General features: G+C 39.6%; 16 protein-coding genes. 10 read left to right on the top strand and 6 right to left on the bottom strand.

Translation table 11 applies throughout. The features are described from left to right. Positions 1-34: 34 nt before the first annotated feature. Together AEQ18_RS03825 and AEQ18_RS03820 are read right to left on the bottom strand one after the other, a co-directional pair. Positions 35-724: a hypothetical protein gene (locus AEQ18_RS03825; RefSeq protein ID WP_054115045.1), complete on the bottom strand. Its 690-nt coding sequence runs from the start codon at positions 722-724 to the stop codon at positions 35-37. Beyond that, positions 721-1,197: an RNA polymerase sigma factor gene (locus AEQ18_RS03820; RefSeq protein ID WP_054115044.1), complete on the bottom strand. Its 477-nt coding sequence runs from the start codon at positions 1,195-1,197 to the stop codon at positions 721-723. The genes AEQ18_RS03825 and AEQ18_RS03820 overlap by 4 nt, the downstream gene beginning before the upstream one ends. A gap of 681 nt (positions 1,198-1,878) precedes the next feature. Between AEQ18_RS03820 and AEQ18_RS03815 the strand changes: the two genes are divergently transcribed. Further along, positions 1,879-3,486, top strand: coding sequence for a CTP synthase (locus AEQ18_RS03815; RefSeq protein ID WP_054115043.1), 1,608 nt, complete (start codon positions 1,879-1,881; stop codon positions 3,484-3,486). An 84-nt stretch (positions 3,487-3,570) separates the two neighbouring features. Here AEQ18_RS03815 and AEQ18_RS03810 read toward each other — a convergent pair whose 3' ends face one another. After that, entirely contained in the window at positions 3,571-4,035 is a 465-nt protein-coding gene (locus AEQ18_RS03810; protein WP_054115042.1) for a YehR family lipoprotein, read from the bottom strand. 358 nt (positions 4,036-4,393) lie between these two features. On the opposite strand from AEQ18_RS03810, the gene AEQ18_RS03805 reads away from it, so the two are divergent. The 4 genes from AEQ18_RS03805 to AEQ18_RS03790 all read left to right on the top strand — a co-directional run bounded on the left by AEQ18_RS03805 (position 4,394) and on the right by AEQ18_RS03790 (position 8,417). Beyond that, entirely contained in the window at positions 4,394-5,263 is an 870-nt protein-coding gene (locus tag AEQ18_RS03805) for a class II fructose-bisphosphate aldolase (RefSeq protein ID WP_054115041.1), read from the top strand. Between the two features lie 232 nt (positions 5,264-5,495). Beyond that, the gene (locus tag AEQ18_RS03800) at positions 5,496-6,755 is read left to right on the top strand and encodes a UDP-N-acetylglucosamine 1-carboxyvinyltransferase (RefSeq protein ID WP_054115040.1); all 1,260 of its coding nucleotides are present in this window, start codon (positions 5,496-5,498) and stop codon (positions 6,753-6,755) included. A gap of 2 nt (positions 6,756-6,757) precedes the next feature. Beyond that, the gene (gene rho / locus AEQ18_RS03795; protein WP_054115039.1) at positions 6,758-8,053 is read left to right on the top strand and encodes a transcription termination factor Rho; all 1,296 of its coding nucleotides are present in this window, start codon (positions 6,758-6,760) and stop codon (positions 8,051-8,053) included. Positions 8,054-8,153: 100 nt separating this feature from the next. Continuing rightward, entirely contained in the window at positions 8,154-8,417 is a 264-nt protein-coding gene (locus AEQ18_RS03790; RefSeq protein ID WP_005228304.1) for a type B 50S ribosomal protein L31, read from the top strand. A 480-nt stretch (positions 8,418-8,897) separates the two neighbouring features. On the opposite strand, the gene AEQ18_RS03785 is transcribed toward AEQ18_RS03790, so the two are convergent. After that, complete coding sequence (locus tag AEQ18_RS03785; RefSeq protein ID WP_054115038.1) at positions 8,898-9,806, bottom strand: LysR family transcriptional regulator; 909 nt, start codon at positions 9,804-9,806, stop codon at positions 8,898-8,900. Positions 9,807-10,207: 401 nt separating this feature from the next. Continuing rightward, positions 10,208-11,536 (bottom strand): lanthionine synthetase LanC family protein, encoded by a 1,329-nt coding sequence (locus AEQ18_RS03780; RefSeq protein WP_054115037.1) that lies wholly within the window; start codon positions 11,534-11,536, stop codon positions 10,208-10,210. Positions 11,537-11,702: 166 nt separating this feature from the next. Here AEQ18_RS03780 and AEQ18_RS03775 point away from each other — a divergent pair, with 166 nt between their 5' ends. From AEQ18_RS03775 to AEQ18_RS03755, 5 genes are read left to right on the top strand one after another with little or no spacing between them, the layout of a single operon-like run. Next, positions 11,703-12,560: an SDR family oxidoreductase gene (locus AEQ18_RS03775; RefSeq protein ID WP_054115036.1), complete on the top strand. Its 858-nt coding sequence runs from the start codon at positions 11,703-11,705 to the stop codon at positions 12,558-12,560. 13 nt (positions 12,561-12,573) lie between these two features. Beyond that, on the top strand, positions 12,574-13,257 hold the full coding sequence (locus tag AEQ18_RS03770; RefSeq protein WP_054115035.1) for an amino acid ABC transporter permease: 684 nt from the start codon (positions 12,574-12,576) through the stop codon (positions 13,255-13,257). Between the two features lie 13 nt (positions 13,258-13,270). Next, complete coding sequence (locus tag AEQ18_RS03765; protein ID WP_054115034.1) at positions 13,271-14,080, top strand: transporter substrate-binding domain-containing protein; 810 nt, start codon at positions 13,271-13,273, stop codon at positions 14,078-14,080. Positions 14,081-14,107: 27 nt separating this feature from the next. Next, a complete protein-coding gene (locus tag AEQ18_RS03760) occupies positions 14,108-14,809 on the top strand; it encodes an amino acid ABC transporter permease (RefSeq protein WP_054115033.1) in 702 nt (233 codons plus the stop codon). Then, the gene (locus AEQ18_RS03755; RefSeq protein WP_054115032.1) at positions 14,806-15,543 is read left to right on the top strand and encodes an amino acid ABC transporter ATP-binding protein; all 738 of its coding nucleotides are present in this window, start codon (positions 14,806-14,808) and stop codon (positions 15,541-15,543) included. Before AEQ18_RS03760 ends, AEQ18_RS03755 begins: the two co-directional genes overlap by 4 nt. 167 nt (positions 15,544-15,710) lie before the next feature. Here the strand turns inward: AEQ18_RS03755 and AEQ18_RS03750 are convergent, their stop codons facing one another. Then, positions 15,711-16,781 carry an AbrB family transcriptional regulator gene (locus tag AEQ18_RS03750; protein ID WP_326930184.1) on the bottom strand — a complete coding sequence of 357 codons (1,071 nt, stop codon included), beginning with the start codon at positions 16,779-16,781 and terminating at the stop codon, positions 15,711-15,713. Between the last annotated feature and the right edge of the window lie 160 nt (positions 16,782-16,941).

The raw sequence follows: 16,941 nt of genomic DNA, 5'->3' as shown, positions 1-16,941 counted from the left end.
AAAAATCTGCAGAGTAAATTTCTGCAGATTTTTTTTATTCAACGAGCGCATAGATATAAAATACAAGATCTAAGGTCTTAAGGTTTTCTTGGGCAATATTAAGTTTGAAATCAGCATAAATTTTCAGCGCATCTCCACTTGCTAAATAAAACAATGGAATCTCCTGCTTTTTTTGAATCTTCACTTGGTTATTTTCGATGCTGATCACACCACCAAATTGGGGTGAAGTTTCTTCATCTTCTGTCGGATACCCGTACTGTGTTAAATCTGTGATTGTGTTAGATTTGGCTCCATTGGAAAATATTTCTGTCAGCAGCTTGCCTTCACCTTTAGGAAAACCGATGTTCATGTAGCCGCTGAGATCTGCGTCTTTCTCATAGGTGAGAGATGCGGCCGAATCGTGACCAACTCTATCACCATAATGATATGTGTCGACAAACACTGTGATCGAAGTTGCATGCGTGTTGAACATGAGATGAGAGCCGTAATCAAACAGTAAACTGCTAAGTCCATTATCATTTTCTGATTGAATCAAATGATTGTCTGGAACACCAGCCATTTTGTCTCCTTGGAAAGGACCGTAATTATAGTAACGCAGATACCAGGTAAGTGGGACACCTATAAATAGAATCAAACTGAATATAATAGTAAACATGATTTTTCGATTATTTTTACGTCTAGCTTTTTTCACGATAGCTGCTAATTCTTTGTCTTCAAGTGTCATTTTTCCTTCTCCTCCACTATCATTTTAAGTTGCTTTCGGCCGCGATAAAGAGATGTTTTGATACTGTCTTCAGATCTGTTGAATAAAAAACTGATTTCTTTGATGCTACGTCCTTCGCTATATTTCATGTATAGGAGCGTAGCTGTTGTTAAAGGCAATTGCAGCAACGCACCATACAGTCGATCATCTGATTCCTGCCATTCCGTGCCTTCATTGACAGGGAGATATTGTCTGAGAATACGATTGCGACGCTTTGTCTGGTTATATAGATTGAAATAACGGTTGATGCCTACACGAAACAACCACGGACGGATAGCATCAGCGGATAAGACCTGCTCGATCTCAAGTATTTTGACGAGGGATTCTTGTGCAATATCCTCAGCATCTTGCAGACTAGCGCCAATGGATTGAAGATACTGAATCAAATCTTTGGTCAATGCAAAAAGATACTGTTCATATTGATCTAACTGCATGTCGGCCCTCCTCTCATCAATACAACAAACCACTTGAGAAAAAGTGAACAAAAGAATAGAGAAAAATTGAAAAAATGCTTTGTTTGTTGTTTATAGCTATTGTCGCAAATCTTTTCGTTAGAATCAACCAACCGTCCATTCTGGAGAAGCGTATGAGACAGAATCGGGAAACCCACAAAAAAACAAGATACATCTCAGTATCTTGTTCAGGGGCAAACCATAGCGTAGAAGGCAGGAATCGAACCTGCACCTCACATTTGCCAAAAATACCTAGAATGAACCTTCCAATCATTTTTAGCAAAACGAGTAAAGCGCCAGTCTTCATCTACAAAAACGATTATGACAGGTAAAAATCAATAAAGTAGGCGTAAAAATAGATATTCTTTCGAATAGATATGGTGAAATCGTGAAGAGTAGTTAAGAATTTTTAATTACGGGTGGGTTCATGAAACCTCATGGAAGAACCACCTTCGATTTGAAACTCAAGTCTTTTTCTGAAAAAATCCGATAAAGTTTTCTTGACATTTATTAGGTGAGATTGTATCATTCTGTTTGGGCACTCTTTACAAGAGTCAGAAAGTGATTTAGAATTTTCGCTCCCTATTCATTCGATGGATAGGGAGCTTTTACTATTTTCTAAGTGCTTTTCCTGTAAAATAGATTAAAGGAGTTTTTCAGTTTATGACAAAATATATTTTTGTAACCGGCGGCGTGGTTTCTTCAATTGGTAAAGGTATCGTTGCAGCGTCATTGGGCCGTTTGTTAAAAAACCGCGGCTTGAAAGTAACGATCCAAAAATTCGATCCTTACATCAATGTCGATCCGGGCACAATGAGCCCATATCAACATGGGGAAGTATTTGTAACAGATGATGGCGCAGAAACGGACTTGGACCTTGGTCACTATGAACGGTTTATTGATATCAACTTGAACAAATACTCAAACGTAACAACTGGAAAAATCTACTCAGAAGTTTTGCGGAAAGAGCGAAAAGGGGAATATCTAGGCGCGACTGTCCAAGTCATTCCACATATCACCAATGAAATCAAAGAAAAAATCATGCGGGCTGCCAAAATGACAGACTCAGATATTATTATCACTGAAGTCGGCGGTACAGTTGGGGATATCGAGTCATTGCCTTTCTTAGAAGCGTTGCGTCAAATGAAGGCCGATGTAGGTGCGGATAACGTGATGTACATCCATACAACCTTGATCCCCTATCTAAAAGCTGCAGGAGAAATGAAAACCAAACCGACACAACACAGTGTCAAAGAATTACGTGGCTTAGGCATTCAACCGAATATCCTAGTTGTCCGTACAGAACAACCAGTTTCCCAATCAACCAAAAACAAATTGGCGCAATTTTGTGATGTGGCGCCTGAAGCAGTGATCGAATCTCGCGACGTTGAAACACTGTATTCAATCCCATTGGCACTACAAGCGCAAGGCATGGATCAAATCGTTTGTGATCATTTGAAATTGACGGCTCCAGCAGCTGATATGACAGAATGGCAAGCATTAGAAGAGAAAGTCTTGAACTTGAAGAAAAAAGTCCGGATTGCACTTGTCGGAAAATATGTTGAATTGCCAGATGCTTATTTATCTGTGGTTGAAGCGTTAAAACATTCTGGTTTTGCTTTTGACGCAGATATTGAATTAGATTGGATCAAAGCCCAAGACATTACCGCTGAAAATGCAGCTGCTTACTTATCAGATGCAGACGGTATTTTGGTTCCCGGTGGCTTTGGTGACCGCGGCATCGAAGGGAAAATCGAAGCCATTCGCTATGCCCGCGAAAACGATGTGCCATTCTTAGGGATTTGTCTAGGGATGCAAATGGCATGCGTGGAATTTGCCCGCAACGTAGTTGGTTTAGAAAATGCCAATTCTGCAGAAACAGATCCTGAAACAGCCAATAACATTATTGACTTGATGGCCGATCAAGAAAATATCGAAAACATGGGTGGTACATTACGCTTAGGTCTATATCCATGTAAAGTGAAGAAAGGTACCAAAACAGCTGCGGCTTATAACGATGAAGAAGTGGTGCAAGAACGTCACCGTCACCGTTATGAATTCAACAACCAATACCGTGAGATTTTTGAAGCACAGGGAATGGTCTTCTCTGGTGTATCACCGGACAATCGGTTGGTTGAGATCGTGGAAATTCCAGAAAACAAATTCTTTGTTGGCTGCCAATTCCATCCAGAATTGATCTCACGTCCAACACGTCCACAACGCTTGATCAAAGCGTTTGTTGGGGCATCATTAGACAATCGCCAAGCCTAAATAAAAAACGCTATGCCGCTACTGTCCTTTCATGTGAAAGACAGTGGTGCATAGCGTTTTTTTCTATGGTGACCCCTGAGGGAGTTATTCTTCTTTTAGTTCATATCCTTGATCCAAAAGCATTTCTTCTGTCCGCTCCATACTGATACCATTGTCCGTGTCGCCTTCAAAGCTGACGCCAGGCAATTGTTTGGCGGCGTCATAGTCCAACTCATCGTAATTGATGGTCAAAGATTCAGTGGCTTCGCTGTCACTATAATCTAGAGAGTAATCCAAGCCCTGAACTTGCTGGTATTGTTCTGCGATGGGGTCCAGTAATTCTTGTGCTTCTTCTTTCGTTGTCGCACCGATCGCTTCATAAGGCATGACATTGTTCGCTGTCTGACTAATGACTTTATCGCCATCATAATGGAACACCAATTCCATCGAAACCCCATTTTGCGCCATTGTGAATGTTTTTGTCTCTTCAGATGACCCTGTACCATTGCCGCAGGCTGCCAAAAATAAAATACCAATCAATGTAAAAAATCCAAGTAATGCTTTTTTCATTTTATCCCTCCTTTTTTAATATGATAGTATAGGCGCTTTCACAAGGCTATTGATATGCTCAAAAATGCCTGGACTGAGAATTATGATAAAACAGCGAAAAAAATTGTGAAATTTTTCGCGAATTTTCACATGTGAAATAATGTGATAAATGCAAGCAGGCAGGAAAGAATTGCTTATAAAACGGCAAGTTTTCTGAAAACCGTTTGAAAATAAGGTTCTTTTGACTTTGTGCAGACTTTTTTTGAAAAGATAAATTCTTCTTTTTAGTAGCAAATACCGCAAATATTTGCTAAAATAGCAGTGTCGGTTAAGCATGGCTTAACAAATAAAGTTTTTTAAAACTTAGGAGGAATTTTTTATGCCAGTAGTATCAGGAGCTGAATTCTTAAAAGCTGCTCGTCAAGGCGGATATGCAGTCGGCGGATTCAACACAAATAACTTAGAATGGACACAAGCGATCTTAAAAGCCGCTGAAGCGAAGAAAGCACCAGTTTTGATCCAAACTTCAATGGGCGCTGCGAAATACATGGGCGGTTACAAAGTTGCTAAAGATATCATTACTAACTTAGTTGATTCAATGAACATTACTGTTCCAGTTGCGATCCACTTAGACCATGGTGATTACGATGCAGCAATGGAATGTATCGAAGTTGGTTATACTTCAGTTATGTTCGATGGCTCTCACTTACCATTCGATGAAAACTTGAAATTGGCTAAAGAAGTTGTAGAAAAAGCACACGCAAAAGGCATTTCTGTTGAGTGTGAAGTTGGTTCAATCGGCGGAGAAGAAGATGGTATCATCGGTTCTGGCGAATTAGCTGACATCGAAGAATGTAAACAAATGGTTGCAACTGGTTTAGATTACCTAGCTTGCGGTATTGGTAACATTCACGGTCAATATCCAGAAAACTGGAAAGGCCTTGCTTTTGACCACTTACAAGCAATCGCTGATGCTGTAGGTTCTGATGTACCTTTAGTATTACATGGTGGTTCTGGTATTCCTCAAGAACAAATCCAAAAAGCAATCGCTATGGGTGTTTCTAAAGTCAACGTAAATACTGAATTCCAATTGTCATTTGCTAAAGCTACACGTGAATATATCGAAGCTGGCAAAGATCAAGAAGGCAAAGGATTCGACCCTCGTAAATTATTGGCACCAGGTGTTGCTGCAATCGTTAAAGATGCAGAAGAACACATTGACTGGTTCGGTTCAGCTGGTAAAGCTTAATTCGAATAACTGCCCAAAACCGTTAGAAAGATGTCTTTCTAGCGGTTTTTTTATGCTTTGGATAGGATTAGAAAATGAATAAACTCATTTTCCGCAAGATATACAGCCATCGGCTGCTACACCTTCAGTAGGTGACAACGTCGCGTGAGAAGATGGTTCTTTTTTCTTTGCTGATTTTATGCTAAAATCAATTTAGTATACACAAATTTAAAAAAAGTATAGGTGGATATAAATGAAGAAAATTGTCATCGAAGGCAATCGTCCCTTAAAAGGGGAAGTCACCATCAGCGGGGCAAAGAACAGTGCTGTGGCGTTGATTCCAGCTGCGATCCTCGCAGATTCTCCTGTTGTTTTAGAAGGAGTGCCAGACATCCAAGATGTGCACTCATTAATTGAAATCCTCGAAATCATGGGTGTCAAAACCCATTTTGCACACAATACCCTCGAAATTGATCCAACCAATATTGTCTCGATCCCAATGCCAAGCGGAAAAATCAATAGTTTACGTGCGTCCTATTACTTCATGGGTGCTTTGTTGGCCAAATTTGGTGAAGGTGTCGTTGGGTTGCCAGGCGGCTGTTTCTTAGGACCACGCCCTATCGATTTACACATTAAAGGATTTGAAGCACTGGGTGCTACTGTGACGAACGAGCATGGTGCAATGTATTTGCGTACCAGTGAAGAAGAGCTTGTTGGCGAACGCATCTTTTTGGATATGGTGTCAATTGGCGCAACGATCAATGTGATGCTGGCCGCTGTCAAAGCCAAAGGCAAAACGATTATTGAGAATGCTGCACGGGAACCGGAAATTATTGATGTTGCTACATTGTTGAACAATATGGGCGCTAAAATCAGAGGTGCAGGCACCAACGAGATTCGTATCGAAGGCGTAGAAGAATTGCATGGATGCCGACATTCAATCATTCCTGATCGCATTGAAGCTGGGACTTACTTGTCCTTGGCTGCAGCTGTCGGGGAAGGGATCGTAGTCAAGAATGTGATTTATGAGCATCTTGAAAGCTATATCGCCAAATTAGAAGAAATCGGTGTCCGCATGGATATCAGTGAAGATGAAATTTACGTTCATCCTTCGAAAGACCTGAAACCTGCTGTCGTCAAAACTTATCCATATCCAGGATTTGCAACTGACTTGCAACAACCAATCACACCTTTGTTATTGAAAGCCCATGGCAAGTCAGAAATTTTAGATACGATCTATGCGAAACGGGTCAATCATATTCCTGAATTGGCAAGAATGGGTGCCAATGCGACAACCGAAGGCAATATGATTTTTGTGAGCGGACCAAGTCAATTACAGGGCGCAGAAGTTGTTGCATCAGATTTACGAGCTGGGGCTTGTCTGGTGATTGCTGGATTGATGGCACAAGGTACAACGACCGTCTTCAATGTTGAATATATTTTGCGTGGGTATGACCACATTATCGAAAAACTGACTGCATTGGGTGCGGATATCCAAATGATAGAGGAGTAACTATGAGCGATTATTTAACAATGGCTGAACTGGAAAACAAAACGTTGAAAGAAATCTATACTTTTGCCAAACAGTTCCGGATTCCGTATTACAGTCAAATGAACAAAAAAGAATTGTCTTTAGCGGTGATTCGTGCACAAGCGGAGAAGCAAGGCTTCTTCTATATGGAAGGTGTTTTGGACATCGTGGGGCAAGAAGGCTATGGTTTTTTGCGGCCCATCAATTATGGTCCTAGTGCAGAAGATATTTATATTTCTTCTTCACAGATCCGTCGCTTTAGTTTGCGTAACGGAGATAAAGTTGCCGGCAAAGCAAGACCGCCGAAAGAGTCGGAACGTTACTATGGCTTGATGCATGTGGAGTCTGTCAATGGCAAAGACCCAGAAGAGGCCAAAGAACGTCCGCATTTTCCAGCCTTGACGCCACTGTATCCGAACCGTCATTTGAATTTGGAAACCACCGCTGGGCGCTTATCTACCCGAATGATCGATATGTTTTCACCGGTTGGTTTTGGACAACGTGGCCTGATCGTGGCTCCGCCAAAAGCTGGGAAAACAAGCATTTTGAAAGAAATTGCCAATGGGATCACCGATAATTATCCAGATGTTGAATTGATCGTCTTGCTGATCGATGAACGGCCAGAAGAAGTCACTGATTTAGAACGCAGTGTCAAAGGGGATGTGGTGTCCTCAACTTTTGATTTGCAGCCGAGCAATCATACCCGAGTAGCGGAGCTTGTGTTGGAACGGGCGATGCGCTTGGTGGAAGACAAGCGGGATGTCGTGATTTTGATGGACAGTATCACGCGTTTGGCACGGGCATATAACCTAGTCGTACCGCCAAGTGGGCGAACGTTGAGTGGGGGGATCGACCCTGCTGCGTTATATAAACCAAAGAAATTCTTTGGGGCGGCCCGCAACATTGAAGAAGGCGGTAGTTTAACTATTCTGGCGACAGCTTTAGTTGATACCGGCAGCCGCATGGACGATGTCATTTATGAAGAATTCAAAGGAACCGGCAATATGGAATTACAACTATCACGCAGTTTGGCTGAGCGTCGTGTCTTCCCTGCTATAGATATTAGAAAATCAGGGACCCGCAAAGAAGAATTGTTGATGAGCAGCGAGCAGTTAGAAGAAACATGGCGTTTACGCAACAACATGACCGGTGACTCATTAGAATTCACGGAACAATTCATCCAATTCCTGCGAAAAACCAAAAACAATCAAGAATTCCTTGCTGCGTTTCAGGAAGTTCATTTCGGCGACAAACGTCCAAAAAGAAATATCAAAAGATAATTGCATCTGTAAATCAAACATGGTAAGATAGTCATGTTGTAAATTCGACAAAATCAACTCTGGTGAAGCAAATGAGCCAGGGCAAAGGAGAGAAGAAGAAATGAAACAAGATATCCATCCAGATTATCATCCAGTTGTATTCATGGACTCAACTACTGGTTTCAAATTCTTATCAGGTTCTACAAAGAATTCTCAAGAAACAGTTGAGTGGGAAGACGGCAACACGTATCCATTGATCCGTGTCGAAGTAACTTCTGATTCACATCCATTCTACACTGGACGCCAAAAATTCACACAAGCAGACGGACGTGTGGACCGTTTCAACAAAAAATACGGTCTCAAAGACGCAAACGCTGCGGAATAATAGACATATTGATTTATCAATATTCAGCGACTTTCTTTTCGAAGAAAGTCTTTTTTTTTGTGCTTTTTGTCAACAAGAACTGATGGAAAAATTTAAGTGAAACCCAACCAGTTGATAAAAAATCTATTTAGTTTTTTATATTATTTCACTTAATTGATTGATCATATAAATATGCATTTTACTTATTTCGTTGGTACTTACATAATAACATTTACGACTTGACGCATCATGAGAGAAATCAAAGTGCTGGCAAAAAATTTCAATAGCAAAGGAATTCAGAAAGAATTCTTTTTAGCTGCTGAAGTGATCCAGTTCTATCTATCATAGGCGACTGCCGTCTTATTGTCATTGATCATCACATGTTAACTAAATTCCATTTATTCAGACACAAATGTGAATGTCCATCAATAAGATTTCCTAGTTGGGTCAGGATGAATTGGAAGTGAAACATATATAAGATAGCGTAATTAATGACATCAATCATGTTTTACTGGTAATCACTTGGTGCAATTTTTCAATAAACAGTTCTGCAGTCGGCGAAGGCGGCAGCGATTGGTGTAATAAATAGCCGATTTGATGCTTGGCTAAACTTTCGATTGGAACAGAGACTAGCGTTTGAGCAGTAAGCATACTGCTCATGATCCCAGATCCTATCAAATAGCTGTTTGTACCTGTCAAAACATTTATGGCACTGGAACGGTCACTGACAATGACGACTTTTGCTTGTGATTGTAACTCCATTGGTTCTTCAGAATAATGGATCGTTGAATCTGTCGACTGCTCAAATGTGATGACAGGAAAAGGTTGTAAGTCATGATAAGATAAACTTTTCTTTTCTGCTAAAGGATGATATCGGTTCAAAAAAGCATGAGGTTGAAAGGTGAGTAAAGGAACAAAGGTCAGTTGGTTTTTTCGGAACGCTTCGTGCAACGGAATCGCATTGAATTCACTTAGATAAATAATGCCGATTTCACTCATATGGTTTGCGACATCATGGATGACTTTTTTTGTTTCAGTTTCCAAAAAACGATAGGTAAAACGACTCTCAGCCGAAGTGTTGATCAATTGCACAAATGCTTCGGAAGCAAAATCATAGTGCTGACTAGATATCGAAAAACGTTGTTCTGGTTCTTCTGAGGAGAGAAAGGTCGCTTCTAAGTTGGTTAACTCTGCCAAAATTTTTTGGGCATATTCAATAAATGCAGCGCCTCGCTGCGTTGCACGCATACCAGCGGCAGTTCGGTCGAACAATCGGAATCCGAGTTCTGTTTCTAATTCTTTTACAGCCACAGAGATAGTGGGTGCAGTTACGTAAAGGTTTAAGGCCGCCCCATTGATCGTTCCTTGCTTACTGATTTCGTTGATATATTTTAATTGCTGCAGATTCATAGGCAAAACCTTTCTTTAGGAACAATAGTTTAAAATGGAATCTTGGAGATAAATTTAAGTTAGCATAACAGAAAGAACGAACATAGAGCAATAGGTGGTTTTTTATTGTGATAAGATCAATCTCTTAAAAATGATAAGCAGAAGATACGCGAATAAACAGAAAAGCATAGTCTCATTATCCCGTTGACAGCAACAAAAAACGCAAAACTAGATTGAATTCTTATTCCTGGTTTCTCAATATGAGTCGATCTGGATGACTTGTTTTTTCTTCTTGTGATTAGAAAAAAGAATCGCCAATAATTTAACTGCATGAAAAAAAGTACCGACTATTTATCATACAGTACCTTCACCAAAAATACATTTTTGGTTGGCACTGAAAAATAGCAGGTACTTTTAATGGTTTATTGTACTGGAAAAGGGTTGTCTAATACGTTTTGGATCGGAAAGGCGTGTTCTTCTATTTGATATAGATGTAAAAGGGAACTAGCGATGCCAGCAGCACCATCATAGTAACCAATTGCTGTAGTTATTTGGTCAGGATCGATTCTTGAGTAAGCTTGGTACCATTTGGTTCCTATGATTTCACTATCCGTTGGCTCATCTCGGCTCCAGCCTAACAATTGAAGACCGCTGCGTTTTGCTGCTGCTAAATACAATGGGTCTTTGGTATCAAGGTAAGCCCCAATAAATGTATCGACTAAACCTGAAGTGCCGCAGCATTGTGTATGGGTATGCCAATAGCCTTCAGAATGAATATCAGGTGCCCCAGTTTTCAAGACGCCTTTGAGTAGTTTTTGATAAAAGTCACGGTATTCTTCATTTTTTGTCAACGTATAATAATAGTAGAAGTAACGAACGATTCCAGCTGGTCCGCCGCAATAACCTAGATAGTAAATATGGTCATTTGGCACATTGTGGGGAATCAGCAAGGCTTCTTCATCGCCTTGAGCGATGGCTTCATAGTACTCTTTGATGCCGTCAGTAGCTGCAAGAAATTGGTCATCGCCGCTTGCTTTATAAAGTTTCAAAAGTGTATAACCGACACCTGCCGAACCGAGAGGAAAGCCAGGGAAATGACTGCCTTCTGGACCAAATTTCACACCTTTATAATAGATTCCACCATCAGGATAAGTGATTCCTTTATTCAATAAGTATCGTCCTGCTTCGATAGCAAATGTTGTCCATTCAGGGATTGAAAGTTTTTCAGCTGTATCTAATAAGAATAATAATGTGCCAGAGTCAGCGATAACACCGATTGCTCCTGACCAGTAATAGCCGTTGCCTGCTTCGTCTTTCACCGCTTGATTGATGATTTCTTGGCCAATTGCTGTGACAAAGTCTGAATACGAAGTATCTTTGGTATGCAAATAGAGTTCAGTCAATACATAGCCGATACCACTATATCCACTGGTATACGCCCAATTTGAAATCGCTAATTGTAAGTCACGGTCAGTTTCCCAACGATGTTGAATGTAGCGCAATGCTTCTTTAGCATCCTTTAAATAGCGATTATCGTTTGTTACTTTACTGAGTTGCAAATAGAAATAGAGAATACCGGCACTTCCTGCGTAAATACTTGTTTCGTCGAAATAAGCACCATTATCTGTTGACTCATCTAACGACCAGTATATGCCATATTCGGTTTGTACTTTCTTAGACTCGATATAGGTAAATGCTTTTTTTGCTGTTTCTAGATAGGTAAGACTTGTTTCTTCTAAAAATACACTCATTCTTTTCCCTCTCTTTCAGTTGAATAACGCCACTATAGCAAGTAGAACCACAAAAATAAATTAGCTTTTTTCTAAAGGATTGTATTAGTTATTTCCAAATTGACGAAAAGTTTTCTGACCGCTAAGCTAGGAGCTACCACAAATCAAAATAATGGAGGAATAAGTTATGACCTTACTGATTACAGGTGCTACTGGAGATCTCGGTGCACGTATCATAAATCAATTATCCAAACTTTTACCAAATGAATTATTGGCAGTTAGCGTACGAAACCCTGAAAAGGCGTCGGATTTGGCTGCAGCAGGTATAGAGGTACGTCAAGGGGACTTTGATGATCCGGCTCATTTAGAGCAGACATTTGCGGCTGTTGATCGTTTACTGATTATTTCGACAGATGGCAGTACTGAGGAACGTATTCGGCAGCATGGGCAAGCCATAGAAGCCGCAAAAAAAGCCAATGTCGGCTTCATTGCTTATACAAGTGTAGTGAATGCGCAGGAAAGTACATTGAATCTAGCAGAAGTCCATGCTTATACTGAAAAAAAAATCGCAGCAACGGGTATACCGTATGTTTTTTTCAGAAATAATTGGTATTTAGAGAACGAGGAGACAGCAATCAAGACGGCTCTACAAACAGGGGTTTGGCAAACAGTCATTTGGGAGGGGAAAATTGGTTGGGCCGCAAAACAAGATTATGCTGAAGCCATCGCAACTGTTTTATCACAGGAAAAAATCGATCAACAGATCTATGAATTTTCTGGCAATCCATTATCTCAATCAGATTTGATCAATCAAGTCAATGAGGTTCAGCAAGCCAATATTGTTATTGAACAACTTGCCGAAAAAGAGTATATTGCTCAATTACAATCATTTGGGATCGATGAGGCCACAGTTGCATTCATAGCGAATATTCAAAAGGGGTTAAGAGAAAACCAGTTGAATGTTGTATCAGATGATTTGACCCAGGTATTAAAGCGTCCCCCATTGACTATCTCTGAATTTTTAGGGTCAATCGATTTGACGTAAGAGGTGATTGTTGATGGCAGATTTTATTCATTGGGATATTGTTCAACGCTATTTTGTTAGTATTTTGAAGGCTTTTCCTCTTACCGTATTGATTGTCGCAGTTGCTTGTTTGATAGGTTTTTTTCTAGGTGCAATAGTTGCGATCATCCGTGTTGAAAAAGTACCTATCGCCAATCAGATTGTTATTGTTTTTGTATCATTTTTGCGAGGAACACCGATTTTGGTGCAGTTGTTTGTTGTCTTTTATGGATTACCGGTGTTATTGGAAACAGTCGGTTTATCCATTGAGGGATGGAGTAAATTGACTTATGTATTCATTGCTTATGGATTGAACTGTAGTGCTTTTTTTTCTGAGATTATCCGCGGTGCAATTTTGGCCATACCAAAAGGTCAAATAGAAGCAGCGCGATCAATTGGTTTAAGTCAATGGAGGTGCTATAGCCGCATCGTATTACCCCAGGCATTCAGAATTGCCATCCCAAATTTTGGGGTTGCTTTGGTTGGCTTGCTGCAAGATACTTCTTTAGCTTTTTCTTTGGGAATTGTCGAAGTTATGGGGAAAGTCCGTTCAATTGCAGCGTTGACTTACCGCAATACAGAAGTCTACTTGATTGCTGCAATTATTTTTATTGTTGCTAGTTATTTATTAAAAGGAATCTTTCAATGGATTGATCAACGGATCATATATGAATATTAGGAGGAAAAAACGAATGAAGAAAATAAAATGGACTTTATTCATCGGTAGTTTATCATTGGTGACATTGGGTGCTGCGGGTTGCGGGAAGACAGAGGCAACGAGTACAGAAACAGGTGCACAAGAAATTATTGTAGGTACTAGCGGAGCGGGACAACCCTTCACATATTTAGATGAAGAGGGGGAGTTGACTGGTTATGACGTTGAGGTACTTCGGGCCATTGATGATAAATTGCCAGAGTATACATTTAAATATGAACAATACGAGTTTGCCTCATTGTTTACGTCTCTTGAAAGCAGCAAAATCGATTTAATTGCCAATCAGCTAGAAACAAATGAAGAACGACAAGCCAAGTATTTATACGCCACTGAAGGGTATACCAATTACGATCTCTATATTGCCCAAAATGATGATCAGAATTACCAGAGTTTGTCAGATCTAAATGGCAAAAATGTACCTGCCGTTGCGGGTGGAAATGCACCGACCTTATTAGAAAAATTCAATAGTGAAGAAGAAGGCGACATCAATATTGTTTATTTATCTAATGGTTTTGAAGAAATTGTAAGAGGCTTGCAAAAAGGTTCTTATGATGCCACATTATTGACTAAATTCGACATCAATAAGTACAACGAAGCATATGGTACGTCATTAAAAGCTTCTGACAAACCAGTCAATGAGTCATCAACTTATTTCTTGTATCGTAAAGATGATGAGAAAGAAGCCAAATTGCAGAAAGCGATTGATCAAGCACTAAAATCATTGAAAGAAGAGGGGGCGTTACAAGAATTATCTAAAAAATGGTTAGGCGATGATTATACAGAATAATTATGTTTGTGATAGGACGGATAATATATGACGATTGACACTAACTTCTTATTTCAGACAATACGTACTTCATTAGGCTATCTGCCTGTGACAATCAATATTGCTGGTATTTCTTTTTTGCTTTCATTCATGATTGGTCTTTTATTTACATGGTTTCGGATTTTTCATGTCCCTTTTTTGAATCAGTTCGCGACGATTTATATTACTATTTTTAAAGGAGTCCCAGTTGTACTTGTATTGTTATTTTCCCAAACAGTAATCGTGAATTATTTAGATCAACTGATAGGAGAAGGACATTCATTTTTGAATATTTTCGATAACAAACCTGAACATGTTGCGATATTTGCTTTGACGATCGTTTCAATCACAGGAACTGCCGAGGCTCTAAAAGCTGGAATCGATGGTATCTCCAAAGGGCAATGGGATGCTGCGCAATCCATTGGTTTTTCACAGTGGCAAGCTTTTTCTCGTATTATTTTGCCACAAGCGCTTTTGGGTGCGATGCCTATTTTGGGCAATCAATTAATTGGTTTGGTAAAAGCCTCTTCTTTGGTTTCAATGGTCGGTGTGATAGAAATTTACAACGCCGCCATTATTAAAGCAGGGCAAGGATATAATTATTTAGAAGCATATCTGGCAATCGCAGTGATATATTGGTTTTTAAGTGTGTTGATTGAACAAGGAATTCGTCTAGCAATGCAAATAAGTAAAGTAGAGGTTTTGATATGATCGAGATCAAACAAATTAAAAAAAAGTTTCATCAAACATCAATTTTGAAAGGTGTCGATTTAACCATTCAAAAAGGCGAAGTCAAAGTTATCATCGGACCTAGCGGCTCAGGTAAAACGACTTTTTTGCGATGTATCAACTGTTTAGAATCTGCAGAGTCAGGAGAGATTCTGCTCAAAGGTAAAAAAATCGACTTTAGCAACCTTTCTAAAAAAGAACGTTTATTTTTAGGACGTCATACGTCGATGGTCTTTCAGCATTATAATCTTTTTCGAAACAAGACAGCATTGCAAAATATTACCGAAGGGTTGATTATGGTCAAGAAAACTAAAAAGGATGAAGCAGTGGCAATTGCGGAGGTATTGTTGACTCAAATTGGTCTATTGGAACAAAAAGACAAGTATCCCAGTCAGTTATCCGGTGGGCAACAGCAGCGTATCGGCATCGCAAGAGCGCTAGCATTAAATCCAGAAATTGTGTTGTTTGATGAACCGACTTCTGCTTTAGATCCTGAATTGGTAGGTGAAATATTGGCAATAATTAAGACGTTGGCACAAGATAACCGTACAATGCTTATTGTGACGCACGAAATGAGTTTTGCAAAAGAAATTGCAGACGAAGTGATTTTTATGGAAGATGGACAAGTGATTGCCAAAGGCACGCCGAAGCAGATATTTGAAGAGTCAACCAATGAACGGGTCAATCGATTTTTGACACGGGTGTCGAATCAGTAGGTGAAATTGAAAGATGATATTCACCGAGGCATATCGTAAAGGATGATCAATGTTGCCGGGTCTCCTTTGTTCTATAAATTATAGAGCCAATAGTATTTATATTTCTTATATCATTAACAAAAAAAATCCTCGTTAGAGGATTTTTTTTGGTGCACGCAAAATTTTGCTCAATTCATCATATGTATAAAAAAATTGATCAACTGTGGTAGTACCACAATCGCAAACAGGGTACGTGTGATTTGAATACTAGCAATAGAAGTTAAATCACCGCCTAAATCAGCAGCAATCAGAGAGATATCTGTTGCACCAGCGGGGGATGAAGCAAAAATTGCAGACTGGGTATCAAGTATGTCAAAATGGCTGACAATCAATGTAAAGGTTATGTTGACCAACAAGAAACCGATAAACAAGATAATGATTGGAAAGACTAAGGTTTTCATTTGTGAAAGACTGTGCATCGTAAAAGTGCTGCCAATAATTGAAGCCGCCAATATCTGTGCACCATATCTTACATATGGTGAAAGAGAGAAAGGATCCACTCTCAATTTATACATAAAGGAGAAAAGCAAGGCAAAAATTAAAGCGCCAACAGGAATACCGAGGAACACACCAAGGGAGCCGCCAATAAAAGCAATAAACAAGATCTTTATATCGTTGGTCATTGATTTCTTGGCCACGATCGTTACTGAAGGCGCAGATTGATTATCCTTATTAGTACGGGATTTTTGTTGTTTATTTTTTTTAGCAAAAGTAGTCAAAATCAATTTTGACCATTGAGGCAAGATGATCAACATACCTACAAGTCTTGCCAATTGCATCGTAGCAACGATTTCAGCATTCGCCCCCATATCAATACTGATGAGGGAGACATCCATGATACCTCCGGGTAAGCAAGATAAGAGTGCAGTTGTCCAATCCATTGAAAAAAAATGAACAAAAATAGCACCCAAGATAAAGCTGTTGATAGTAAATAAGGACATCAAGAAAATAATTGGCAAAATCAAATGCTTTAATTGTAAAAAAGTATTTCTAGAACTTTGTTGGCCGATATAAGCACCGCTGATAACTTGAGCGAAAAACTTCATAGAACGAGGCATAGCCATTTGATTTGTCAGAATCGAGAGGATGGCGACTGCAATCATACCACCGGTCATAAAAGCAGCTGGTATTTTCATTCTTTTAAATATCAAACCACCAATCAAGGCGATAAGAAGTGTGAAAACAATTTGGATTATCACAAAGGCCTCCTTTAGATGTCTGTTTTTTTATATCGTCGATTGTAAAATTAAGCTAGACAACTAAAAAGATCATTTGTGCTACACTCAAAATAGTTCCGACCAAAGAATTATTAAGGAGTGAGTACAAATGACCTACACCCATCTTACAACAGACGAACTA

The organism is Enterococcus sp. RIT-PI-f, assembly GCF_001297065.1.
Lineage (GTDB): Bacteria > Bacillota > Bacilli > Lactobacillales > Enterococcaceae > Enterococcus_D.
Note: the sequence above shows the minus strand (reverse complement) of the source record. Positions and strands in the feature narration are given on the sequence as shown.